This window comes from Pseudoalteromonas sp. LC2018020214 (genome assembly GCF_016598755.1).
GTDB classification, from domain to species: domain Bacteria; phylum Pseudomonadota; class Gammaproteobacteria; order Enterobacterales; family Alteromonadaceae; genus Pseudoalteromonas; species Pseudoalteromonas distincta.
Window position 1 is genome coordinate 1,385,587 of the sequence record NZ_CP066804.1, and the last position, 25,828, is coordinate 1,411,414.

The window sequence follows — 25,828 nt, forward strand, 5'->3', positions numbered from 1 at the left end:
CCAGTTATTAATATCGAAAGGTAACAATAACTGGGTTTTTTAATGCCTTCAGTATGACTAATTATTTACTAAGCAAAGTGTCGATAACATGCTGACAAGTTCATGTTTTTCGATTGGTTTTGAAACGTAACCATCAAATAACTGCCTGTATATTTCTTTTTGTTCTGTAAAAACATTAGCAGTTAATGCAATAACAATTTGTTCGCTATTAAGCGCCTTAATTTTTTTACATGCCTGAAGACCATCCATTTTTGGCATTTGAATGTCCATAAAAATAATGTCTGGTTTGTGTAACTCGTATAATGAAATCGCTTCTAAACCATTGTTGGCAATAATAATGGTGGCTTTAGTTGGTTCAAGCATCGCAGCTGCAACAAGCTGATTTATTTTATTATCTTCAGCTAATAAAATAATTTTTCCAGATAGGTCAGGAAGCTCAATATTTTTGGTTGTTAATGTGCTGTCACCCACCTGCGCTTGTTTTAATGGTAAGTACACATAAAACTGACTCCCTGAACCTAACTGGCTTGTTACTTTAATTTCGCCATTCATCAGGCCTATTAATGATTTAGTGATGGGTAAGCCAAGGCCCGTACCACCATATTCACGCGTGGTTGATTGCTCAGCTTGTTCAAAGCGCTCAAACAATCGATCAATTGCTTGCTCAGAAATTCCAATCCCGGTGTCTGATATACAACAACATATTCTGCTTTCCTCAGTTAGCCTAAAGGTTACTGTAACGCCACCTTGAGATGTAAACTTAATCGCGTTAGATATTAAGTTTAAAAATACCTGTCTGAGTCTAACTGGGTCGCCCACCCAATGCTTGTGCTCAATATCAATCACAAATTTAAGGTAAATGTTTTTATCTGTTGCTTGCACACCTAAGTCTGACTCTAAGTGATGAATAAGTTCAAAAAAGTCAAAAGGCTTATTCTCTAATGAGAGCTTGCCAGCCTCTATTTTAGAAAAATCAAGAATATCGTTAATAATGGTGGTGAGTGCTCGAGTTGAATACAGTGATTTTTTTAAATACTCTTCTGATTTTTCATTAAGCGGTTGTTCTTGTAATAGTTGTAATGTGCCAAGTATACCGTTCATCGGGGTTCGTATTTCGTGGCTCATATTTGCTAAAAATTCAGACTTTGCTTGCGATGCTTGCTCAGCAAGTTCTTTTGAGTGACCAAGGGCTTGCTCGTGGTCAATTTGTTCTGTTAAATCGTAAGCAATACCTAAGTAGCCAACGGTGTCTCCTTCGTTATTTAACAACGAAGTGACACTTAAATTAACTTGTATTTGCTCGCCTGTAGAAGAAATATATGTCCATTGATTAATATCTGGCTCTGTTGCTGTTGCTTTTAAGATAAATACTTCAAAACCAGGGGGTACGGGTTTATTTAATTCAGCACTAAGTAGTTTAGCCTTTTTTATAATTTCTTCTTTTAAATGAAATATGCTTGGGTCTTTAATACCAATAACATCTTGCGCTTTGTAGCCTAATAACTTTTCTGAGGCGGGATTAAATAGAGTGATTAAGCCGTTTGTGTCGGTCGCAATAATTGAATAACTAGCACTGTTTAAAATACTTTGTTGGAGCATGCTCATATCGGCTATTTCTTGCGTACGTTGTTTAACTTCGCTTTCTAGTTTTAAATTTGCTTGCTGCAATGCGAGTTTATTTTTTTTAGCCTGAAGTGTTTTTCTCTTAATTCTTTGGTTTCTTCTAAAAATAAACAATTGCATTAAAAAAACTACAAACATACAGCCAATAGTGGCGAAAGAGCCATTAACAATGGCTTGATACCGACTAGGGAGATGAAGGTTATAAATAAAGGCGTCTGAGGCATCAATGGTAATTTTCCACGTTCTACCCATTAATTTTATAATTTTAGTTAATTGATAATCGTTAGTTTTGCTTTTTATGCCATAACTAAAAAAATCAGTCTCAGTATCGTTATTGATATCACTTATCGTTAGTTGATTTTCATCAAGGTGTGAAAGTGAGTCTAAAATTTTATCAATTAACAACGGCGAATATGCCCAACCTAAAAGCTCATTAAGGCGCTGTTTTTTATTATCAGAAATAGTAATGGTTTTATATATTGGCACTAATATTAAAAAGCCTTGTTGCGAGAGTTTATTCGCTTGTACTAAAGTCAGTGGCGCCGTTAATTGGGTTGTATTATTTATAGCAGCATTTAGTGCTGCCTGTTTGCGTATGCTCTCAGATCCAATATCTAATCCAATTGCTTGTAAGTTTTTTTGCTCAGGAAAAATATATTGAATTATAAAATGCTCATCACTAGTCGCTACGAGTGTATTCAAATTAAATGTCTGATCGGGTCTATCGTTTTTTGCATCATTCAAAAATTTATTTAATTGCTCAACGCCAACTTTTTTTATATAGCCAATACCATTAGCTCCAGGGAATTCTTTAGCGTAGTTACGGCTCCCAGAGTAGTTAGTTATGGCTTGATAGTTTAAATTATTTGCACCTATCCCATGTACAAAGCCCTTTAAACCAAATAGCCCATATTGATACAAATCGAGCCTACTGTTAATACCTGTAGAAAGCGATGATAGGCGGTTATCAAGCGCATTGTTTATTTTATTTTTTATGGCTTCTTGGTGTTTAATATGAGCAAAGTAGGTAAGTATAATGCCCGCAACTAATAAAATGACGTGAGGAAGCAGTGAGATTAATAACCCTTTATTAACCGGTCGTGCTTGAATCATTAATTAATCCTTTTTCATGAGTCGCAGTAAATGTGTTTCTATTTTAATAACGTGATAAATATAGCACCTATTATTCAAGACACAACTTTGTTATTAATTGGAATGTATATATTTTATAGAGGTTTAGAGTAGGGGGAGTCTAAAAAGTTGATTTTAAGCCTCAAGATAAAATTAAAGTGCATATAAATATAATAATTTATAAATTCTGCATCACTTTATAGATACCAACAAAAGTAGTAGCAAAAGGCGCTGGTTTTTGTGCTTATTGATTTTTAGAAGAAATTAGCTGCTCATAACTTTACTTAGGTAAGTTTAAATCAAGTAAAATTCAATTAATATCATGATGCTTTTTTAAATAAAATTAGCGACTTAGATACGAGTGAGCAAGAGGTAATCTTTACCAATTTTTACAATTCATCCGAAATAAAACAAACTATTACTATTTTATAATATAAAAATTAAAACATTATAAATTTATATTGTTCTATATTTACTAGCATGAAAGAAAGGTAATTACTTGAAATGTAATTACCCTATGACATGTTTGCCGTGTAGGTCAAAAAGCATACACATCCCTATGTGCTGCACAGTAACAAACTTAAAAAACAAGATAACGGAGATAACTATGGCTCACCGAGTATCTAAATTACTTGCGGCAACAGGCGCTGTATTAACATGTATTTCTATTCCTTCGTATGCTGCTGTTAATGGGCTGACAGAACAAGATGAATTTAATATAAAACTTAGATCAATTTATTTTGACCGTGACTACGAGAACGACGCAAGTGACGATTCAACTTTTGCTCAAGGTATAGAGCTCAATTACACATCGGGTTATATAAACGATTTATTGAGTGTGGGTGTATCGACTTACACAGTAATGAATATTAACTCTACAGGTTCTGCCGCAGGTAATATTTTACCAGCAGGTAATGAGAGTGGTGGAGTAGACGATAGCTTTTCTAAATTTGGTCAATATTTTTTAGATTTTAAATTGGGCAAAAACGGTCACGTTAAAGTAGGTGGGCAAAAAACCAAAAGCATGCTTTTAAAAAGCTCAGGCAGCCGTGCTATTCCTAATACGTTTCGAGGTGTTTTTGGCGACTATAAAATCGGCAACACTAAATTATATGGTTACGTATACGACAAATGGAGCCGTCGACATGATGAAAAATGGGAAGACTTTTCTACCGATCAATCGGCACTTGGCGCCATTAGCGTAATTTGGGGCGTAGGTGCTACGCATAAAAAAGACGATGTAACATTAGAGGCTGAATATTTAAATTCCCACAATTATCTAAGTAAAATGGGATTAAAAATCAGTTACGACATTAAACTTGAGCAAAGTAAGTTAACCCTTTCAACTGGCATATTTACCTCACAAGATGATGGTGATTTATTTGTAACAGGCGCAGAGGGCGGCGATTTAGATGATGAAGATGCAACTGGCGCATTAACAGGTTTAACTAGAAGTGAAAACGATGGATTTGCCTATTACTTAGATGCTGATTGGAAAAAAGATATTTGGAGTGTAGGTGCGGCATTTACTAAGGTAAGTGATGCTTGGATTGAAGATAACTTTAGTGGCGATCATGGTACAAACCCATTTCCAACTCGCTCATTGATTGGTGCCGATTTAACAAATCAAAACGAGGCAACGTGGCAGGCACGTTTTGGCATTGATTTAAAAGCAGTATCGCCAGGTTTAACAACAAAGTTTTACTACACAAGCGGTAGCGATGCTGAAAACTCTGCGCTGGGTAAGTTAGCTGGCACAGCTGACGAAAAATATTGGGCTGTAGATACGCGCTATAAAGTTGAGAAAATAAAAGGCTTAAGTTTGCGCTGGTTATTTGTAGATTATACAACCGAAAAATCAGGCAGCGTTGATGGTGTTAAAGGCGACAGAGCCGACCACCGAGTTTATATAGATTACACTATTAAATTTTGACATGACTTTTAATAAGCCAATGCAATTTTATACATTGGTTTTATTTCCTTTATTAACTACCACTATGATAAAACTAACAAATAGATAATAAAAATAAAGCTAATATATGTTTTCTCTTCAACAGTGGCAATCGCAGGGCCAATTCACTCATATTTCTGGCCATCAAATATTTACAAAAATAGCTGGTGATATAACTAAGCCTGCGCTGCTTTTAATACATGGCTTTCCAAGTGCTAGCTGGGATTGGGAAGGTATGTGGCAAACACTTAGTGAACATTATTTTGTAATTACGCTCGATATGCTAGGTTTTGGTTTGTCAGATAAACCAATAAACGCTACTTATAAAATTACCGAACAAGCTGACTTATATACCCAATTTTTAAAAACGTTAAATATTAATGATGTACATATTTTAGCTCATGACTATGGCGATACAGTGGCTCAAGAGTTATTAGCAAGGCAAGTGGTTAGCCAAAGTGACTTTAAAATAAACAGCGTGTGTTTTTTAAATGGTGGGTTATTTCCTGAGGTGCATAAACCATTATTTATACAAAAGCTTTTACTTTCAAAGCTAGGTTGGATAGTGCCAAAATTAATGAATAAACAAAAATTTGCCAATAATTTAGTTACTATTTTTAGTAAAAGTACACCTCCTTCAAAACAAGTGGTAGACACACTTTGGGAGTTGCTAATTTATAAAGATGGTTTAGCGGTTATGCCTAAACTCATTAGTTATATAAAGCAGAGGCAGCAAAACAGAGAACGCTGGGTTGGTGCCATCATAAATAGTAATATACCACTTACGTTTATAGCAGGCGCAGAAGATCCCATCTCTGGTAAGCACATGATTGAGCATTATAAAAAGCTTACTCCCAATGCGCGCGTACAAGAGTTTGTAGAGCTTGGGCATTATCCGCAAGTAGAAAATCCAGATGCAATTACGCAGGCTTACTTGGCATTTAGAAATTAACTATTAGTACAATTTAGATTTTTATAGAAGCTAAAATTTTAGCTATTTTTTCTTTTGATTCATAATTGATAGGCGCTAAAGGGCTTCTTACCGTTGCGTGTATTGGTAATCCCAAAAGGCTGAGTGCTTCTTTAATATTTGCATGAGGGCTGGTTACTGACTTTATTAGTGGTTTAGGACTACGAATTAAAATATTAAGCAGTGAGTTTTGCACACTTACTGAAATATTTAAATTATTAGCAATCGGCAATACAGATTTTAATACTGTACGACGTTTATTTATCTCTTTAGTGTTATTTAGATTTAAATCTTCAAAAAATGCAGCAGCCTGCATGGGTAAAATAGTTGCTATAGGACAAATTGCACCCGCAGCACCATGGGCAGCTATATGTTCGTACACCAAAGTTAATCCGCTAAAGTAACGAGTATCAGGCAATTTATTTAAAACGGTGCGCGCTGTTGCTAGATGTAATGAGCTATCTTTAATACCTATAATATTTTTAATACATAGCAGTTTTATTAATTGTTGGTTTGAAAAATAATGCCCTGTAATCTGAGGGAAATAATAAAAAAGGATAGGTGAAGTTGAATGCTGCGCTATGTTCTCAATCGCTTTTAAGTAGTTTTCAAAGCTTGATTTATAGTAAGGAGTTAATAACAGTAATATATAACTCGAGTAACCTTTATAAGCAGTAATTTTTTCAATTGCTTGCGCGCTACTGTATGCGTTTACGCCTATGATAAGTGGCTTTTTATTTTGCACTTTATTGTAAGTGTACTGAACAATTTTAAGTTGTTCTTGATCAGAAAAATAAGGGAGTTCACCACCACTACCTAAAATTGTTAAGCCGTGTATATCTGTACCTAGGTAATAACCTAAACATTTATCAAACCCTTTAAAATCGATACTCTCATCTTCTAAAAGAGGAGTGTGGATCACTGGGTATATTCCATTTTTTATAGTCATATTGATATCCAACTCAATATTAGCTCCTAAAATTATTAGGAGCTAAGTGATTTTATATACTTAAATCAAGTAAGTTATAATCTTTAATCTCTTGTTTTGCCTGTTCATCCCAATCAAAGGTTTTATTGGCTTCAACAAAAGGTTGATATTGATAAGGTGTTTCGTCAGGGAAGTGCTGTTTTCTAGCATCTATTGCATAGCCAAGTACTTTTGATCTCTGCTCAATAAGTGACTCATCGTAAACTTTAGCTTCACAGTGCATTCCAGAGCCCATGACACCTAATACAGATGAACGTTTATGGAACCCAAAGTTAATAGTAACGCGAGGCTCAAATCCAGAGTTAGCAAAGGAACCATGCAAAAGCTGTCTATTACAAATAACAACATCACCGGGATTACAAATTAAAGGCACCATTCCAATTAAGCGCTCACTGCCTGCTTCTGCAACCATTTTTTTAATATCAACCCTACCAACCTTATGACTTTTAGGTAAAACCCACACACCATTTACAGCAGTACTGCCAAAAACTTGCGCCATAAAGTTAAAGCCGTGTATGTCTTGATCAAAATTTTCATTTTCCCAATGAGTATCACCATCTTGGTGCCATGAAACGGCAGCGCCTACGCCAGGATCTTTAATAAAAAGACATTCATGAAATGGGGCAAAATCCTTACCATTTATTGCCTCGGCCACTTTTAATAATTGAGGGTGCGCGTACGTTCTTAAGCATGACTCAGAAAACTGCAGTGAGCCAAGCAATACAAAAGGCGAAAACGCAGGCAGATCGTCAGCAGCTTCAGGTTCAAATAATTTTACTTGGTGTCGGCCATTAGCGATTGCGGTTCCGCCAAGTGGATCTCCAAGTGATTTTGACCAAATTAAATTAGGTGCTTGATTATCAGCACCTAACGCTGGTTTTCCATCTGCGGTTGTTTTTCCATACGGTTCTAAAGGGAAGGTTTTTTTTAATTGGGCTAGTTCTATTTCTATCTCGGCGAGCTCTTTTTTATCAATTACGTTTTCGAATATATAAAAGCCGTATTCTTGGTATTGGCTTTTAATGTTTTGTGCTAAATCACCATATTCATCAAACTCAATAGGGCCTCTATTATTCATAGCTAAAGCATTTTTTTCGCCATTAAGTAAATATTCTCGCATTTCATTGGCATTTTCACCGTAATGTGAGGCGCATGCATCAATCGATCTTGTTATACTTTTAGTCATAATGTGTCCTTAACGTATTCCACAGTTTTTATTGCAAGTAAAACTTAACCCACAATAAAAACTGTGGTCAAGCTGTTTTTCTATGGAGAAAATAAATGGAGCAACTAAATATCGCTCGGGGTAATAAAAAAAGACAAGAAAACAAAGAGTTGAGAAAGGTTGATATACTAAAGCATGCCCGAAATCTTATTGCCTCTAAAGGCTTTGATGCGTTTACATTAAGCGAATTAGCCACTGTTGCAGGTGTTTCAATACCAACTATTCATAATTTATTTGGTAAAAAGCATGATATCTTCAAAGTGCTGGTCGAAGAAATGGTCATTCGCATTGAAAAAGTTATACTACAGCCCGACATGACAAACCCAATAGAAGCCGCTATTGCGTTTATAGATAACTTACTCGAATTATTTAAAAAGGATGAAGCGTTTTACCGAGCTGCGTTTGTTGCTGGTGAGCGTAGTAATTTATTTGAACATAAACAACCGACAGGCATTTTTAGTCAATCGCTAAAAATAGCAGAGCAGCTATGTATTTCAGCTAAAGAAAAAGGCTTTTTGAATGGTCTTGTTGATAGTAAATGGTTAGCAAAGCAGCTGTTTGGTTGTCAGCGACTAGCTCGCCAAGATTGGGTTAACGGGTATATTGATTTACAGCAGTACAAAAACCAAGTGCTGATAGGTATGTTTATTACTTTTAGTGCTGATGCAACAGATGAGTATAAAGTTGAATTGTTAAATAAAATTGATTCACTGACATAAACGTATAAAAATGCGGCCTACTTTACAGTGGCCGCGTTTTAAATTTAGTAATTAGGTTTAATATTTTTTCTTCGGTGCTCTTAATTGTTTTTCAAACTCATCTGAAAACAATATCGTGCCGTCGTCTTCCTCAGTAGGAAAGGCAGCAATAAGTAAATCATCCTCTTCAAGGCCTGGTGTCCAGCGACTAAACCAATCAGCAAGTGGAATTGCTTTAGCGCTACAACCAACCCATTCGCCAGTTGCCCATGCCTCTGCAAATTCGCGAGTTGGCCAAACTGGAACACAGTCGTCATCTTCGTTGGCAAGCATAACGCAGCCATCATCGTCGTTTAAAATCCATACTTGTTTAAATTGTTGTACGGTTTCGAACATATAGGCTAGGCGTTTTTTTGCCCCAAGCCCTAAAATTACTGCTTGTTCTTCGCTTAAATTTGGCGTTGTCATAATTAGCTCACTCTTAATTACTATATCTAAATTATATGCACACAAGTATATCGAGTTATATGACAGAGTGTTGAAAAGTTGCTATTTAATTTCAGCAATGCAGATCTAATTTGTATATTGATCAGTATATGTCACAACTAATTTGAGCGATCATTCAAAATAAGCTTGAATGTTTGTAAAAAGGCCACATTGTAGTAAGCATATACTTAATGAAGGATTGAAAAATGACTACTGATCTACTTGCTCCGTTTAAACTAAATAACACGATTGAGCTTAAAAACCGCGTACTTATGGCACCATTAACGCGTTGTATGGCTGACGATAACTTAGTGCCAACACAAGATATGGTTGAATATTATGCTCGCCGTGCCGAAACCGGTTTAATTATTAGCGAAGCAACTATTATTCGTCCAGATGCGCAAGGTTACCCAAATACACCGGGTTTATTTACCAGTGAGCAAATTCAAGGTTGGAAAAAAGTAACAGACGCAGTGCACGCTAATGGCGGCAAAATGTTTGCACAGCTTTGGCATGTTGGCCGTGTTGCACATCCTCACTTTTTTGATGGCGATGTACTGGCACCATCGGCAATTGGCGTTGAAGGCTCTGTGCCTCGTATGCGTGAGCTTACATACATCACACCAAAAGCAGCGACTATAGATGACATTAAGGGCCTTGTAGCTGATTACGCAAAGGCGGCAGAAAATGCGATTGAAGCGGGTTTTGACGGGGTAGAAATTCACGGTGCTAACGGGTATTTGATTGACCAGTTTTTACATTACGCTGCAAATACACGCAGCGACGAATACGGTCAAACGCCTGAAAATATGTCGCGTTTTGCACTAGAAGTAACCGATGCAGTTATCGCCGCTGTAGGTAATGAGCGTACTGCTTTACGTGTTACACCGGGTGCTTATTTTAATATGAGCGAAGATAACCGTGATAAAGCGGTATTTGATTACTTATTACCAGAGCTTGAGAAGAGAGATTTAGCATACTTACACGGCGGTATTTTTGACGACAGTACAGCGTTTGAGTCGCTTGAAGGTAAAACGACGTCTGAATTTTTACGTGCAGGCTACAAAGGTACATTAGTAGGCGTAGGCAGCTATAGTTTTGAGTCAGCAAAAGAGGCAATTAACGATGCTAAGTTTGATTTAATCGCGATTGGTCGCCCACTTATCGCAAACCCAGATTACATTAGCAAAATTGCAAACGGTGAAGAACTAGTACCTTACAGCGATGAAATGCTAGCTGAATTGAAATAAATTACTATTTGTAATAAGTTCTAGAAAATAATTAAGGCACCCAAAGCTAAACCTTTGGGTGTCTTTTTTTGTACATATTCCCGCCATAAATCTTCCATATTTGTTTAACCTTTATGTAAATAAAGTTCATCCTCGTTGTCATATTTAAAATTCATACTGTGCTCGTTTTCATATTTCATAATTAAAACTAAACGGGACAACAATGTACGCTTTAAAAAACAAATCGCTATTGAGCATGGCAGTTGCCATGGCTGTATCAACATCTACTTATGCTAACGACAGCACCATAGAAGAAGTAACCGTTGTAGCTAAACCAACGAGCTACGCTAACAATGTTATTGAGCCTGCAATGCTTGAGCAGCAAAGTTCGGTATCGAGTATATTATCGGTTATTGATAACTTACCAGGTATTAGCATAAACGAAGGTGATGCATTTGGTGGCGACGATTGGTCTACTACAATCACTATGCGTGGTTTTAGTATTGATGGAAACCAACAACAATTAGGTATGACCGTTGATGGCATTCCCAATGGTGGCTCTAATTACGGCGGTGGTGCTAAAGCTAACCGTTACTTGGAGAGTGAAAATTTAGCAACAGTAGAAGTAGGTCAAGGTACGTCTGATATTAAGTCGGCTTCACTTGAAGCACTAGGCGGGACATTTAACTTTGTAAGTAAAGACCCAAGCCTTGAAAAAGGCACTACCTTTGCTTATACATCAGGTAGCCACGATGCCACGCGTTATTATATTAAACACGAAACAGGCACTGTTTTTAATAACACACAAGCGTACGTAAGTTACTCGCAAACAGATACAAGCCGCTGGATTGGTTCAGGCAGTAATGGGGGCAAAGACAACCAACACGCTGAGCTTAAGTTTGTATCTAATTTTGACGATTTAACACTTACTGGTCGTTTATCTTACGATGATGTAAGCGAGACAAACTATAACAGCGTAAGCCTTGAGCAGTTTGAACAAACACCCGATTGGGATCAGCTAACATGGAATTGGACAGGAGTTCCGCATTTTGACCAAATGTTTGCAGAAGGTTGGGGAACGCTTCGTGAAAATACCTTAGGCTATTTAAAATTTGAATACGCTATTTCGCCAACTTCATTATTAACTGTTAGCCCTTATTATCATAAAAATTCAGGTCGCGGCGATTGGATCCCACCTTATTTAACAACGCCGGTTGATGAAAATGGCAACCCAACAACCGAGGGTGGCACTAATGCAGGCTCTTATGGTTTTGCTGATAGTGAAGGCAACCCGCTTGCACCAAATGCCGATTGTACGCAAAGTTTGAGCTGGCCATGGGAGTCGGGTCCTGGTTTAAATCCTGCGTGTTACGATGCAACAGCAACGCCTGTTATGTCTTACCGCCATACGCATTACAACAAAGATCGTTTAGGTGTAACGGCAAATTACCAAGCTACATTTGGTGATCACGATATCGAAGCGGGCTTTTGGTATGAGCAAAGCGAACGTGACGAGTCGCGTGATTGGCACAAAGTAATTGACGCGCGTATTTATCATCACTTTGATAGCACGCCTTACTGGACACAATACAAAAACACTTTTGATACCGATACATTCAAATGGTACCTACAAGACTCGATTAATTTTGGTGACTTAACATTAAATATTGGTGCAAAACAATATTTAGTTGAATTACAAAAGTACGACCACTTTGCTAACGAAAGATCAGATAAAGTAGATAGCGACTCAGACGTGTTATTTAGTGGTGGTGTATTGTATCAGCTAAATAACAGCACAGAATTATTTGCTAGTTACAGCGAGAATTTTTCCGCAATAAAAGACGGTGTGCTTGAGCGAGATAGCTCAACACTTACAAACATAGAGCCAGAAACTGCCGACAACATCGACTTTGGTGTACGTTACCAAGCCGATAGATTAACCCTTACAGCAACGGCTTACAGTGTTAAGTTTGATAACCGCATTACCTTTATTGCCCCTGGTAGTGGCACAGATGGGATTGATTACACCATTGGTACAAATGGCTCGTACGTAAATGTAGGGGGTATTGACTCAAATGGGCTTGAGCTTGCAGCAAGCTATATGTTAACACCAAGCTGGAGCGTGTACTCGTCGTATACTAATAGCAGTTCTGAGTATTCATCCGATGATCCAAATGCATACGATTCACAGGGTGTAATATTAAAAGATGAAAGTGGTAATGAGGTAGCACCGAGCTTTAGAAAAGGCGACAGCATAATCGATTCATCAGAGGATTTATTTGTGGTATCTACCGATTACTTTAGCGATGGCTTTCGTGTTGGTTTATCGGCTAAATACACCGGTGAGCGCTTAGGTGCATGGCAAGACGAAGACACTCGCACGCGTAATAAAGTAGACGGCTACACCGTACTTGATTTTAATGCAGGTTATTCAACTGACGTAGATGCAGGTCCGTTTAAAGCCATTGACGTATCGTTTGTTGTTTATAACGTTACTGACAAAAGCTACTTAGCAGGTGGTACCGGTAACGGCGCTACTTACTACATTGGTGCGCCTCGCACCGCAGCAGTTACATTTACCGCTGATTTTTAATTAAGTTTTAGTAATTGAATTAAAATAAAGCCCATCATTGATGGGCTTTATTATATCAAAGGGCGCAAAACGCGATGAAAACGATTTTAAAAGTAACACTATTTAGCTTAAGTGTATTAGCGAGTAACTTTGCAACAGCTGCGCAAAATGTAGTGCTGGTAACGCTTGATGGAGTACGCTGGCAAGAAGTATTTAATGGGGCTGATAATAGCTTAATTAATAATACTGATTTTGTTAAAAAGCCAGAGCAATTAAAGACCCAGTTTTGGGCAAAAACAGCAAATGAGCGCCAGCAATTACTAATGCCTTTTTTAACGCAAGTAGTGGCTAAAAAAGGCATTATAATTGGCGATAGAGCTAACGGCTCTACTATGTCGGTAAGTAACCCGTGGTATTTTTCATACCCTGGTTATAACGAAATACTCACCGGTGAAGTTGACGAAAATATAAATAGTAATAACAAAGTGCTCAACCCAAATAAAACTATTTTAGAGCGTTTAGATAAGTTACCTGGGTTTAAAGGTAGCACAGCCTTATTTGGCAGTTGGGATGTATTTCCATACATTGTAAATACTAAGCGCAGTAACGTGTATGTAAATGCAGGTTTTATGTCAATTGAAGAGAATTTATTCACAGATGCGCCACTGTTAAATGCGCTACAAAACGAAATCCCCAGTCCTTGGTATAACGTACGACTAGACAGTTTTACATATCGCTTTGCTAAAGCGTATATGTTGGCTAAAAAGCCTAAGTTGTTAGTGATAAGCTTAGGCGAAACTGATGACTTTGCGCATGATGGTCATTACGATCAATACCTTAAATCGGCAAGGCAAAGTGACGCGTTTATAAAAGACTTATGGGCAACCATTCAAACTACAGCGGGTTATAAAAATAACACCACACTAATTATTACTACTGATCACGGCCGTGGCAATAATGCCAACGATTGGCAACATCACAGCTCTAAACGTGCACTTGCTGAGCTAGAGTTAGGTGAAAATACCTACCCAGAAGGAATTATCGGCTCTGAACATATTTGGCTTGCGGCCATTGGCCCCGCAATAAAAGGTAGTGGCTTAATTAAAACTAAAAATGAGCTTAAACAAGCGCAAATAGCGGCGACCGTTTTAAAGGCGCTTGGGCAGAACCCAAATGAAATAAATTCAAATATGGCGCCTGCTATTAGCGAGATTTTAAAATGAAGAACCAATTAAAACCATTAACCCTAATTGCCTTGGTGTTGAGTTTGGTTATTAGTACAGGTGTTACTGCCGCGCCATCTAAAATTCTATTTGGTTCGTGTGGGCATCAAGATAAAAAGATACCCATATTTAATGCAATTAACAAAGAGAAAGGCGATTTGTTTATATTTTTGGGTGACAATATCTACGGCGATACCAACGATATGGATGTACTTGCCGATAAGTACCAACGTTTAGGGGCAAAGCCTGGTTTTAAAACGTTAAAAGCGCAAACGCCTATTATTGCTATGTGGGATGACCACGATTATGGCCAAAACGATGCAGGTAGAGAGTATCCGCACAAAGAGCTATCACGTCAAATTATGCTTAATTTTTGGGATGAACCTGTAAACTCAGCGCGTCGCACTCGCCCTGATGGAATTTATACCTCGTACATGTATGGTGAAAATGAGCAAACCATACAAGTAATAATGCCTGATTTACGTTGGAATCGTGATGCGCTAAACCATGTAAGCGAGCTTGAATACTACACTAAACGTAAGTTAAATAACCAAGGCCCGTATAGTCCTAGTGAAGTGAAGGGCGCATCAATGCTAGGTGAAGCCCAGTGGCAATGGCTTGAACAAGAGCTTAAAAAGCCTGCTGCAATAAAATTGATTGCCTCAAGCTTACAGCTTTTACCTGACTTTACAGGTTGGGAGTCATGGGCAAACTTTCCTGAAGATAGAAACCGTTTATTTGCATTGATTAAAAAGCATAAGGTAAATGGGGTAGTGATCATCAGCGGCGATACGCACTGGGGTGAAATATCAAAGTATCAGCAAAACCTTGATTACCCATTGATTGAGATGACCAGCTCAGGCTTAACTGAAAAATGGAAAGACGTAAGCCCTAACAAGCACCGAGTAGGGAATTTTACTCATAACGTAAATTATGGTGATTTAAGCATTGATTGGCAGCAAACTGATCCCACTATTTCACTTAAATTAAAAGGCGTTGATGGCGAAGTAATAATGCAAAGTGACTTTAGTTTATCAAGTATTAGCCCTTATAAATAACATTATTCTATAAACAAAAACGCACAGTGATCAAAATTAATGCTGTGCGTTTAAATTACTTGCTAACTCTCTGATTTATTAATATCAATTACCTGTTTGAGCTACCCCTAATATTGAAAATATCTTACACTGGTTTTATCTCAAGCAAGGTCAGTGTTATATGCTAAATATTATTCAATCAAACCGCATGGAAGCCCTGCAAGCGCAGTTCCACCAGCTGTTAAAAATAAACCCATTGCAAAGCCCGTTCGACAAAGAAGTGGTGCTAGTGCAATCGCCGGGTATGTCGCAGTGGTTAAAAATAGGTTTGAGCGAAAACTTAGGGGTCGCAGCGCAGGTAGATTTTCCGCTGCCGTCGAGCTTTATTTGGCAGTTGTATCAGCAATTACTGCCAAATGTTCCTAAAGAGTCGGCATTTAATAAGCCCAACCTTGCTTGGAAACTGTTTGCAATTTTACCAACCTGCATTGATGAACCGCTTTATTTGCCGCTAAAAACCTATTTAGAGGGCGATATTGACGGGCAAAAAACCTTTGCGCTATGCGAAAAAATAGCCGATGTGTACGACCAATATTTAATGTACCGACCGCATTGGATAGCCACATGGGATAGCGGCAAAGATGAGCTTGATGACGTAGATGTAGCCATTGCCCCATGGCAACCTGATTTATGGCGACGCATTGTAAAGCTAAGCCAAGAACTTGAGCAAAGCCAATTTCATCGCGCTAACATGCAAGGGCAATTACTTGCAGCACTTGAGACCATGGACAATAGCTTACTGCCACAACGCATTAGTTTATTTGGTATATCGGCGATTGCCAGCTCCCAGCTTGAGGTGTTTGAAGCGCTGAGTAAAAAAACCGAGGTTATATTATTCTTTTTTAACCCGAGTGAGCATTACTGGGGCGATATTATTGATGAAAAAACAGCAGCTAAAATAAGCGCTAAATACGCCAAAATGCCGCTGGTGGAAGCACAACAAAAAAAACAAACCAATCCAGATGAAGAATACTACTTTATAGGTAATCCGTTGTTATCGTCGTGGGGTAAATTAGGTCGCGACTATTTTGAACAACTTGTACAGTTAGATGCCCGTTGGATTGATGGTTTTATTGATGTGTTTGACGACACCTTACTAGGGCAAGTACAAAGCGAGATTTATCAACTTGCGTTTAAGGGGGAGTCTCTTACCGATAACAAAGAGTGGTTTATAAACGACGAAGGTAAATTACCAATCAGCGCAACCGACACCAGCATTACGCTCAGCGATTGCCATACACCGCTTAGAGAAGTTGAGCGCTTGCACGACTACTTACTTAACTTATTTAATCAAAACCCAACGCTTACCCCCAAAGACATAATTGTCATGATGCCCGATGTAGGCACTTACAGCCCTTATATTGAAGCCGTATTTGGCGGGGCACAAGGCAGCCGCTTTATTCCTTATGCATTGGCCGATTTAGCCATAGAGCAAGAAAAGCCTGTCCTTAGTTCATTTGCGAGTTTAGCTAACTTACCGTTTTCGCGCTTTGGTGTATCGGATATTCTCGATTTATTACAAGTGACGCAAATAGCCGAAAAATTTGGGCTTGAAGCACACGAATACGAGCAAATTCAATACTGGCTTGAACGTGTAGGTGTTAAATGGGGTATAAACGCAGCGCATAAAAGCAGCTTTGATTTACCCGCTATCGATTTAAATACCTGGCAACATGGGCTCAACCGTTTACTGCTTGGTATTGCCATGCGCGACGAACAATGCCCGTTTAACGGTATTTACAGCGCTGATGAAGTAGAAGGTATGGCGCTTGATACTCTCAATAAGCTCGTGCACTTTATTGATGTACTGCAAAGCTTTAAAGAGCAGCTAACGCCCGATGATACGCTCACCAATAAAGCGCATATTTTAAGCGAGCTACTAAACGCTATATACGAAAGTGAAAGCGACGACAGCTGGGATTTATTAGTACTTCAAAACGTGCTCGAAGAGTTACAAAAACACCATGACAACGGCGATTACAGTAAAGCGGTTTCGCAGCGTATTGTTAGTTACTTAGTTAAACAAGGCATTCAAGAAAAAGGCGTAGGGCAGCGGTTTTTGGTTGGGCAAGTAAACTTTTGTACGCTTATGCCCATGCGCGCCGTGCCATTTAAAGTGGTGTGTATGCTGGGTTTAAACGATGCTGACTACCCGCGTAACGTACAGCCCATTGGTTTTGACTTGGTGCCTTATTCTAAAAAGCAAAAAGGTGACCGATCACGTAAATTAGATGACCGCTACTTATTTTTAGAAGCGCTACTGAGTGCCCGCGACAACTTATACATGAGTTACATTGGTCGCTCGTGTTTTGATAACCAACCGCGCATGCCATCAACGCTTGTAAGTGAGCTGTTAGAATATATTGGGCGTAGTTTTGTATTAAACGAAAAGAGTGAAAAAACGCTGCCCGCATGTCTAATTAATCAGCAGCATTTACAGCCCTTTAATAGCCATTACTATTTAGCCGATGAGCAAACCAATACTGTGCTGAGCAACCACAGTTACAATCCAATTTGGCTACCAAGTGAGTCAATTAAACCAGAGCCGGTTATTGCGCTTGATGTGACTGTGCCAGATCAGCTAGATCTCGATGTGTTTATTAGAAGTGTGTGCAGCGCACAAGAGAGCTTTTATCAACAAACACTAGGCTTACGCCTGCCACAATTTAACGAAGTAGCAAAAGACGAAGAACCCTTTAGCCTAGATGCGCTGCGCCGTTATTTTTACCTTGATGAAATACTTAAAGCCAATATAAACGAGCAACCACTGAGTACCGAGCAAATACTGCAGCGGGGTGAGTTACCTCAAGCCAATATAGGCAGCCTCATATTTGAGAGTATGGAGCACCGAGTTGATGCGCTTGCAGGGCAAGTAAAAGAGCACATTAAAGGCGGAAAAAGTGAGCCAATAGAAGTTTTGCTTACCATTGAAGGCACTAAAATAGAGGGCTGGCTCAATCATGTGTATTTGCAAAAACAAGTGTTTTACCGTAGTGCGAGTATTAAAGCGAAAGATTTAATTAAAGGCTTTATCTATCACCTCGCAGCGCAAAGTATGGATCAACAAGTAGAAACATTGTTACTTGGGCTCGATAAGCAAATTACCTTTGCGCCAATTAATAAAGCTGATGCCGATGCATTGTTACTTGATTGGTTTGAGTTATACAAAGCGCTGCGCGCAGAGCCTGTGCCATTTTTTCCGGTAAGTGGTTATGAATACGTTAAAAGCGGCGGCGATATAACAAAAGCAATGAGCAAATTTAGCCCGCAATACATAGGGCGAGGCGAGGGCGAAAATCCGTATATTCGCTTAACGGTGCAATCGCTAAACGACTGCCAAGAAGAATTTATAAAATGGAGTGATAAATTGCTCACGCCTTTATTTGAACACGCAAAGGAGAGTGACCATGCAAGCGCTTAATCCTCTTACTATGCCGCTCATTGGTCAAAGTTTAATAGAAGCCAGTGCGGGTACTGGTAAAACTTATACAATTACGGGGCTGTATTTACGTTACTTACTAGGTATGCAAATAGAAGGTGAGTTAAATACGCCGCTCAGTGTTGAGCAAATTTTGGTAGTAACCTTTACCGACGCCGCCACTCAAGAAATTAAAGACCGCGTACGTAGCCGAATTATTGCTGCGCGCGACGCATTGCTTGGGCAAGACCCAAACGACGAACTCATTGAAGGCGTAATTGCCAAAATTGATGATAAGCACCGCGCGTTTGATTTACTCGATGCAGCTGCTAAATCAATGGACGAAGCCGCTATTTTTACTATTCATGGCTTTTGTCAGCGGATGCTAAAGCAACATGCGTTTGAGTCGGGTGTGGCGTTTAATCTCGAATTTATTTTAGATGAGCGCGACATATTACTCGAAACTATTAAAGATTTTTGGCGTGCGTTTGTATACCCACTTAATAAAGAACGCACCGATGCTATTTTAGATGTATTTGCCGCACCAGAGTCTTTATTTGCTCAAGTGGCGAGCATTTTAAACAAAGCTAATGCGCACATTACACCACAAATAAATTTAGATGATGTATGGAAAGCCCGTGACGAGTACATAACCCGTGTGCCTGCATTTAAAAAAGCGGTGTTAGAGCAAGAGTTTATCGGTGCTATTAAAGGCTCGGGTTTAAGCGGGTCCAAAACGCCAGCACGAAAAAGCAGCCTGGGTGCGCTTGAAGCATTTTGTTTAGGCGGCGATTTGTTTTTTGAATTTGGCACTAGCAAGTATTCGTTTGAAGTGTGGAGTACAGAAAACTTAAGCGATGTGAGCAATTATAAAAAAAATCAGCCATTATTTGTGCATCCATTACTGAGTCAGTTTGACGAGCTTGCCGCCCTTAACAACACCATAAACCAAGGGCTCAAAATAGCCGTTGTACAACATGCAGCACGCTGGGTAAAAGCCGCAATAGTTAAGCGTAAACAAGAGCAAAGCGTTATCACCCCAGATGACTTATTGACCAATTTACACAGTGCGCTTAATAACGAGCAAGGCGACGTACTAGCGCAAAAAATTGCGCAGTTATTTCCGGTTGCCATGATTGATGAATTCCAAGATACCGATCCGATTCAGTACGGTATTTTTAGTAAAATTTATGGGCAACAAAATACCACGCTTGCCATGATAGGCGACCCCAAGCAGGCTATTTATGGCTTTAGGGGCGCGGATATTTTTACGTATATTGGCGCAAAAGAAGCTGTACAGACTGATCAGCAATTTACGCTGGGTACTAACTTTCGCTCAAGCACCGATATAGTCAATAGCGTTAATAGTTTATTTGGCAAACACGCTAACAGCTTTATTTATAACGACGCCATCCCCTTTAACGCAGTAGCTGCTAAAGGTAAAAAAGCGGAAGACTCTTTTTTAATTGATGGCAAAGCCGCGACCGCATTCGAATTTAATGTATTTGTGGATGAAGCCGCCGATGAAAAGAACAAACCAACTAACAAAGGTGTAGGGCAAGCGCATTTAGCCACTCACTTTGCTAATAAAATAGTCACCCTGCTTGAAAAAGCAAAACAGGGGGACGCGTGCATTGGCAGTAACCCTGTAAGCGCTGCCGATATTTGTATATTAGTGCGCGACCGTGTTGAAGCGCAAATAATGAAAAAAGCGCTAGATGATGCCAAAATTTCCAGTGTGTATTTATCGCGAGAAAGCGTTTTTAGCCAAGAGCTTAGCCATCACCTACTTAACTTTTTAACAGCGCTGCATGGTCAATATGACGAGTCATTACTGCGCGGTGTTTTAGCGGGTCCGCTATTTTGTTTAAGTTATAACGAAATACATGCACTCGCTGATGATGAAAATAAATGGCAAGACTACTTAAACTTTTTTGCACAACTTAGCCACATTTGGAACAAGCAAGGCGCTATGGCAATGCTTGAGCGTTTAATGAGCCATAACCAGCTTAGCGCTAAATGGCAAGGGCTGGGATATAACGTTGAGCGTTGGCTGACAGACTTTAGGCACTTGGGCGAAATACTTCAGCAAAAACAAATAGAGCTTGAAGGTACGCTACGTTTACTGCGATGGTTTGCACAAAAGGTAAGCCAACAAGACGGTGAAACAGTACAAGTACGCCTAGAAAGTGACGCGAACCTAGTTAAAATTGTCACTATGCATGCCTCAAAGGGGCTTGAATACCCTTTGGTATTTATGCCGTTTGCCAGTGGCTATCGCGAAACAAAAGAAGCGCTTTATCATAATAATGGCAAGCTAGTTTTCGATTTAAGTAAAGACGAAGATGCCCTTCAAAAAGCAGAACAAGAACGCCTAGCTGAAGATTTACGCCTGCTTTATGTAGCACTTACTCGCGCCGTACATTTTTGTGCGCTTGGTGTTTATAACATTGGGCAAGGACAAAGTAGCCGCTTGGCTATGCAAAGTAGTGCACTTGGGCATGTTTTATTTGCAGGGCTTGAACTTGCCAGTAGCCAAACATGGCGCACGCATTTAAGTGAGTTTTGCGACGCTAACAGCGCGATGAGCTATCAGCGATTTACCTCACAAACATTATTAGAGCAGGGAACACTTTGTTTTAATAACAGTGAAAGCGCGCAGCAAACGTTAAGTGTTAATAAAGTAACAGCAAATATTGAGCGTAACTGGCGAGCAACCAGCTTTAGTGCGTTGAGCTTTAAAAAGCACAGCGACCAATTAGCCCCAGGGCGAAGTGATGAAGACCACGAAAAAGACGAGTTTGCAGTGCAAGAGGACGAACTACCATCACCTTATAGTTTTCCTAAAGGGGCAAAGCCCGGTAGCTGTTTACACGAAATATTTGAACAAATAGATTTTACTAGCCCAATAGTTCACCCAACTAATACTGAGCAAAACTTATCTGAAGTAGTTAAGCGCAGCCTTGAAAAGTACCACATAGGTGAGCAATGGCGAGAAGTGGCTGAAAAGTGGGTACTTGATGTTCTTGCGTGCCCCCTAGATCACAGCTCTTTAGAAAACGGGCTTCTTTCATTGGGTGTGCTTACACCCAAAGATTGCCTAGTCGAAATGGAATTTAATTTACCTCTTGAGAGTTTAAGCGCACCTAAGCTAAACGAAATGCTAATTAAACATTTTGGCTTTACGCAAAGTAAGCTTGAATTTTCGCACGTAAAGGGCTTGTTAAAAGGCTTTGTCGATTTAATATTTTGCTACCAAGGCAAATATTATATTTTAGATTATAAGTCTAATTATTTAGGCAGTACGCCAGCTGATTACGAAGGCGATATGCTTGAGCAAGCGATGAGCAGTCATCAGTATCATTTACAGTATTTAATTTACACCGTAGCACTGCATCGTTTATTAAAACAACGCATAGCTGATTACTCAATAGAAACCCATTTAGGCGGCGTGTATTACACGTTTTTACGTGGGATGCCCGCAGGGCAAGGCGTGTACTTTAAAAAGCTAACTGAAGAACAAGTGATTATTTTAGATGGCTTATTTAGCCAAGGAGCCATGCTATGAGCGATTTAAATGAGCAACCTGGCTTGTTTGACGATATAGACGAGACACTTAATAATGAAGCCGTAGAGCCTCTTACTTCAAAAAATGTAGCACAAGATGCCCCATTAGAGGACATTGTGTTAAATAATACGATTATCGAAGTCCCATTACTTGAGTATTTATTAGCACAAAACCGACTACGTGTAGTTGATGTTAAGCTCGCAGAGTTACTGTGTGCTAATGACATTGAGCAAACTCACAATGAGCTGTTTTATATTATTTTATTGCTGTGCTTATCGCAGCAAAGCCAGCATAGCTGCCTAACTTTAAATGAGGTTGATTGGAGTAATCCTTTTAACTTGCGCAACAGTGACTTTAATAAACTCGATGGCAATGTACCCAGTACGCTAAGCCCGTTTAGTGATGACTTTAATGTACATACAGCGCTTAGTTATTTACAAAACCATGAAAGCGTGGGCGAAAATAAACCACTGCAACTGTTTAAAGAGCGACTTTATTTTGCGCGCCTTGCCGGTTATGAGCAAACACTCGCAGATAGATTACTAAGTATGAGCGAGCGAAAGCTCAATATTAATAATGAAATATTGGCAGAACTTTTAAATACCTATTTTCCTGCTGATTCTGCAATTGAAACTGATTGGCAAAAAGTGGCGTGTGCGATTGCTGCCACCAAAGGCTTTAGCGTGATCACGGGTGGTCCTGGCACAGGTAAAACTACCACAGTGACTAAGTTACTGGCTATTTTACAGTCACTTTATAAAACCGCGCCCCTTAGCATTAAGCTGGTGGCACCGACTGGTAAAGCCGCTGCACGTTTAAGTGAGTCTATTTTGGGCGCTAAAAATAAGCTCACAACGATTCCTGATGATATAAAAACGCTGATACCGCAAAGCGCTCAAACTATTCATCGCTTATTGGGCGTAAAACCGTTTACTAATAAATTCAGACATAACAAAAGCAATCCGCTGCATTTAGATGTGCTGATTATTGATGAAGCCAGTATGGTTGATTTATCGCTGATGGCTAAATTAATAGAAGCATTGCCTACGCATGCGAGATTAATACTCCTAGGTGATAAAGATCAGCTTGCCTCGGTAGATACCGGCAGCGTAATGAGCGATTTATGCCAAGGTTTAACACTTGGGCAAACGCCACGCTACTCGCAAGCACGCTGTGATGAGCTAAATAGCTTATGTTTTAATAATGAACCTAAGCTCGTAGCGCAAAGTACGAGTGAATTTAAACTCGCAGATTGCGTTGCTTTTTTACAGCACAGTTATCGATTTGATGCACAAAGCGGCATTGGTCAACTCGCACTTGCGGTAAACACAAATAACACCGGTATTTTAAATTACGTTGAGCAAGAAAGTACTGAAGGGCGTTTTAACGATGTAATTTTAGATTACGACTTTGTAGCGAAACCAATTGAAAAGCTTGTTAAAAGTGCAGCAAGTCATTATGCAAAATACCTTAACTTAATTGCCCAAGGTGCAGATGTTGCACAGGTGCACGCTGCTTTTGCGAGTTATCAGCTTTTAGCTGCGGTACGAGAGGGCGATTACGGCGTGCATAGCTTAAATCAGCGAATAGAGCGCGTATTGCAACAGCAAGGTTTAATAACAGTTAGCCCTAATACTCACCACTACACGGGTATGCCTATTATGGTGAGCCAAAACGATTATCAACTTAAGTTATTTAACGGCGATATTGGTATTTTAATGCCCGATGAAAGTAATCAACTCAAAGCCATATTTATTGACGAGCAAGGTAATCAACGAGCATTTTCGCCAGCACGACTCCCTGCGCACGATAAAGTATACGTAATGACTATTCATAAGTCACAAGGTTCAGAGTTTAGTTACACCGCTATGGTACTGCCACCGCTAAAACAAGCGCGCATGGGTATTAACAGGCAATTAGTGTATACGGGAATAACCCGCGCTAAAAATAAGTTTGAGCTGGTGGCTGACAAAAAAGTACTGCAACTTGCAATGAATAAAAGCGTATCTAGAGCATCTGGTTTATATGAAAGGTTACAATTTTAAGCTTAGTTTGTATTTTTGATTAATAATTTAGCTTCAAACTGCTTGTTATTTATCGCGTTATTATAAATGTCTTCTATACTAAAATTAATTTTATATTGAATGTGTTAGTAAGGATATTAATGTTTTTTTCTAAAAATAAACAAAACGAAATAGCTTCTCTAAAAGCTGAACTTTACCCATTACAACAAGTGTGGGAAGGGCTTTACCGAGAGATGTTAGTACTGAACATTCTCTATGATGGCAGAATTTCGCACGCCAACGATAGGTTTTTAGAAAACTTAGGCTACAACGAAGACGATCTTACTAATAACTCTTTTGATGATTTTATTACTGATTCATCTCGTCAATCTTCAGAATTTAAAAGCCTACAGCAAGCTATAAAAAAAGAAGGACATTGGGGCGGTGCATTACAAATTGCGCGCGGTGATGGTAAAGCTGAATGGTTACGTTTAATAGTACATCCTGTAAAAGGGGAGCAAGATCAGTTGCTCTATTTTTCTATATTCGGGAGTGTGCTTACAAAAACAATTACGGCTTCCCGCGAGCAAAGCGACACTATCAAAGCGATATATCGCTCTATGGCGGTAATTGAATTTGATTTAGAAGGCCATGTTTTAAAAGCAAATGAGCAGTTTTTATCAGCAATGGGTTATCAAGAAAGTGAATTAATAGGAAAACACCATCGCACATTTTGTGAAGCTTCAGAGTATAATTCCCAAGAGTATCAACAGTTTTGGGCTAAATTAAGAGAAGGGCAGTTTATAGCGGAGCGCTTTAAGCGTGTTGATAAATACGGCAATGTTGTATGGTTAGAAGCGTCATATAACCCAATCTCAAATGACGCGAATGAGCTTTATAAAGTAATGAAGTTTGCAACAGTTATTACAGAGCAAGTAAATCAAGAAATTGCGATATCTCAGGCTGCCGAAATTGCTTATAGCACCTCAACCCAAACGGATAAAAAAGCAGAGCAAGGCGCGAGCGTTATACAAGATACGGTTACAGTAATGACCGAGCTGGCTATTAACATGGAGCAAGCTGCAAGTGAAATTTCAGCGCTTGATCAGCAGTCGCAACAAATATCGAGTATTGTACAAAGTATTAGTAGTATTGCAGAGCAAACCAATTTATTAGCACTAAATGCCGCAATTGAAGCGGCTAGAGCTGGCGAGCAAGGTCGAGGCTTTGCTGTTGTTGCAGACGAGGTTCGATTGCTTGCATCTCGTACATCAAAAGCAACAGAAGAAATAGTAGAAGTAGTACAGCGTAATCAATCACAAACCCAAAATACGGTGGCTGTAATAGAAAAAGGTAAAGAAAAAGCAGAGCAAGGTTTAGCACTATCTAAAGAGTCGGGTGATGTGATGCAGGAAATTCAGCAAGGCGCACAAGAAGTTGTTAATGCGATTGGGCAATTTACCAGTGAACTCAAAGCTAACGGCTAGATTAGTTACGTTCTTATTCTAAAGCGGGCACCTTTACCGGTACCCGCTCAACCTAACCCCCTCAATATTACTCTCGAAACACCCCTGATAATTTTAAATTTAACAACTATTCTTTATTAACCCATTAAATAACAAGTAATAAGTTTTTTCATTCCTATA

At 39.1% G+C, this 25,828-nt stretch carries 15 protein-coding genes; 11 read left to right on the forward strand and 4 right to left on the reverse strand.

Going from position 1 to position 25,828, the window contains the following annotated elements:
- Positions 1 to 57 precede the first annotated feature (57 nt).
- Entirely contained in the window at positions 58 to 2,736 is a 2,679-nt protein-coding gene (locus tag JG479_RS06150; protein WP_200220129.1) for a CHASE domain-containing protein, read from the reverse strand.
- 625 nt (positions 2,737 to 3,361) lie between these two features.
- Here JG479_RS06150 and JG479_RS06155 point away from each other — a divergent pair.
- Both JG479_RS06155 and JG479_RS06160 read left to right on the forward strand, forming a co-directional pair.
- Positions 3,362 to 4,687: an OprD family outer membrane porin gene (locus JG479_RS06155; RefSeq protein WP_200220130.1), complete on the forward strand. Its 1,326-nt coding sequence runs from the start codon at positions 3,362 to 3,364 to the stop codon at positions 4,685 to 4,687.
- 106 nt (positions 4,688 to 4,793) lie between these two features.
- Positions 4,794 to 5,657, forward strand: coding sequence for an alpha/beta fold hydrolase (locus JG479_RS06160; protein ID WP_039490125.1), 864 nt, complete (start codon positions 4,794 to 4,796; stop codon positions 5,655 to 5,657).
- Positions 5,658 to 5,670: 13 nt separating this feature from the next.
- Here the strand turns inward: JG479_RS06160 and JG479_RS06165 are convergent, their stop codons facing one another.
- Both JG479_RS06165 and JG479_RS06170 read right to left on the reverse strand, forming a co-directional pair.
- Positions 5,671 to 6,624, reverse strand: a complete 954-nt coding sequence (locus JG479_RS06165) for a dihydrodipicolinate synthase family protein (protein ID WP_200220131.1) — start codon at positions 6,622 to 6,624, stop codon at positions 5,671 to 5,673.
- Positions 6,625 to 6,676: 52 nt separating this feature from the next.
- On the reverse strand, positions 6,677 to 7,849 hold the full coding sequence (locus tag JG479_RS06170) for a phytanoyl-CoA dioxygenase family protein (RefSeq protein ID WP_200220132.1): 1,173 nt from the start codon (positions 7,847 to 7,849) through the stop codon (positions 6,677 to 6,679).
- Between the two features lie 95 nt (positions 7,850 to 7,944).
- Between JG479_RS06170 and JG479_RS06175 the strand changes: the two genes are divergently transcribed.
- The gene (locus tag JG479_RS06175) at positions 7,945 to 8,607 is read left to right on the forward strand and encodes a TetR/AcrR family transcriptional regulator (protein WP_033028321.1); all 663 of its coding nucleotides are present in this window, start codon (positions 7,945 to 7,947) and stop codon (positions 8,605 to 8,607) included.
- A 57-nt stretch (positions 8,608 to 8,664) separates the two neighbouring features.
- Here the strand turns inward: JG479_RS06175 and JG479_RS06180 are convergent, their stop codons facing one another.
- Positions 8,665 to 9,054, reverse strand: a complete 390-nt coding sequence (locus tag JG479_RS06180) for a DUF2750 domain-containing protein (protein WP_033028320.1) — start codon at positions 9,052 to 9,054, stop codon at positions 8,665 to 8,667.
- Positions 9,055 to 9,278: 224 nt separating this feature from the next.
- On the opposite strand from JG479_RS06180, the gene JG479_RS06185 reads away from it, so the two are divergent.
- The 8 genes from JG479_RS06185 (at position 9,279) to JG479_RS20220 (ending at position 25,669) form a co-directional block, all read left to right on the forward strand.
- Complete coding sequence (locus JG479_RS06185; protein ID WP_138488875.1) at positions 9,279 to 10,322, forward strand: alkene reductase; 1,044 nt, start codon at positions 9,279 to 9,281, stop codon at positions 10,320 to 10,322.
- Positions 10,323 to 10,524: 202 nt separating this feature from the next.
- On the forward strand, positions 10,525 to 12,894 hold the full coding sequence (locus JG479_RS06190) for a TonB-dependent receptor domain-containing protein (protein ID WP_200220133.1): 2,370 nt from the start codon (positions 10,525 to 10,527) through the stop codon (positions 12,892 to 12,894).
- Between the two features lie 74 nt (positions 12,895 to 12,968).
- Entirely contained in the window at positions 12,969 to 14,096 is a 1,128-nt protein-coding gene (locus JG479_RS06195) for an alkaline phosphatase family protein (protein ID WP_149602866.1), read from the forward strand.
- The gene (locus JG479_RS06200) at positions 14,093 to 15,154 is read left to right on the forward strand and encodes an alkaline phosphatase D family protein (protein WP_200220134.1); all 1,062 of its coding nucleotides are present in this window, start codon (positions 14,093 to 14,095) and stop codon (positions 15,152 to 15,154) included. The genes JG479_RS06195 and JG479_RS06200 overlap by 4 nt, the downstream gene beginning before the upstream one ends.
- A gap of 160 nt (positions 15,155 to 15,314) precedes the next feature.
- Positions 15,315 to 18,614 (forward strand): exodeoxyribonuclease V subunit gamma, encoded by a 3,300-nt coding sequence (gene recC / locus JG479_RS06205; protein ID WP_200220135.1) that lies wholly within the window; start codon positions 15,315 to 15,317, stop codon positions 18,612 to 18,614.
- Positions 18,601 to 22,179 carry an exodeoxyribonuclease V subunit beta gene (gene recB / locus JG479_RS06210; protein WP_200220136.1) on the forward strand — a complete coding sequence of 1,193 codons (3,579 nt, stop codon included), beginning with the start codon at positions 18,601 to 18,603 and terminating at the stop codon, positions 22,177 to 22,179. Before recC ends, recB begins: the two co-directional genes overlap by 14 nt.
- Entirely contained in the window at positions 22,176 to 24,224 is a 2,049-nt protein-coding gene (gene recD, locus JG479_RS06215) for an exodeoxyribonuclease V subunit alpha (protein ID WP_200220137.1), read from the forward strand. The genes recB and recD overlap by 4 nt, the downstream gene beginning before the upstream one ends.
- A gap of 119 nt (positions 24,225 to 24,343) precedes the next feature.
- Positions 24,344 to 25,669, forward strand: a complete 1,326-nt coding sequence (locus JG479_RS20220; protein WP_138488882.1) for a methyl-accepting chemotaxis protein — start codon at positions 24,344 to 24,346, stop codon at positions 25,667 to 25,669.
- The last annotated feature ends 159 nt before the right edge of the window (positions 25,670 to 25,828 follow it).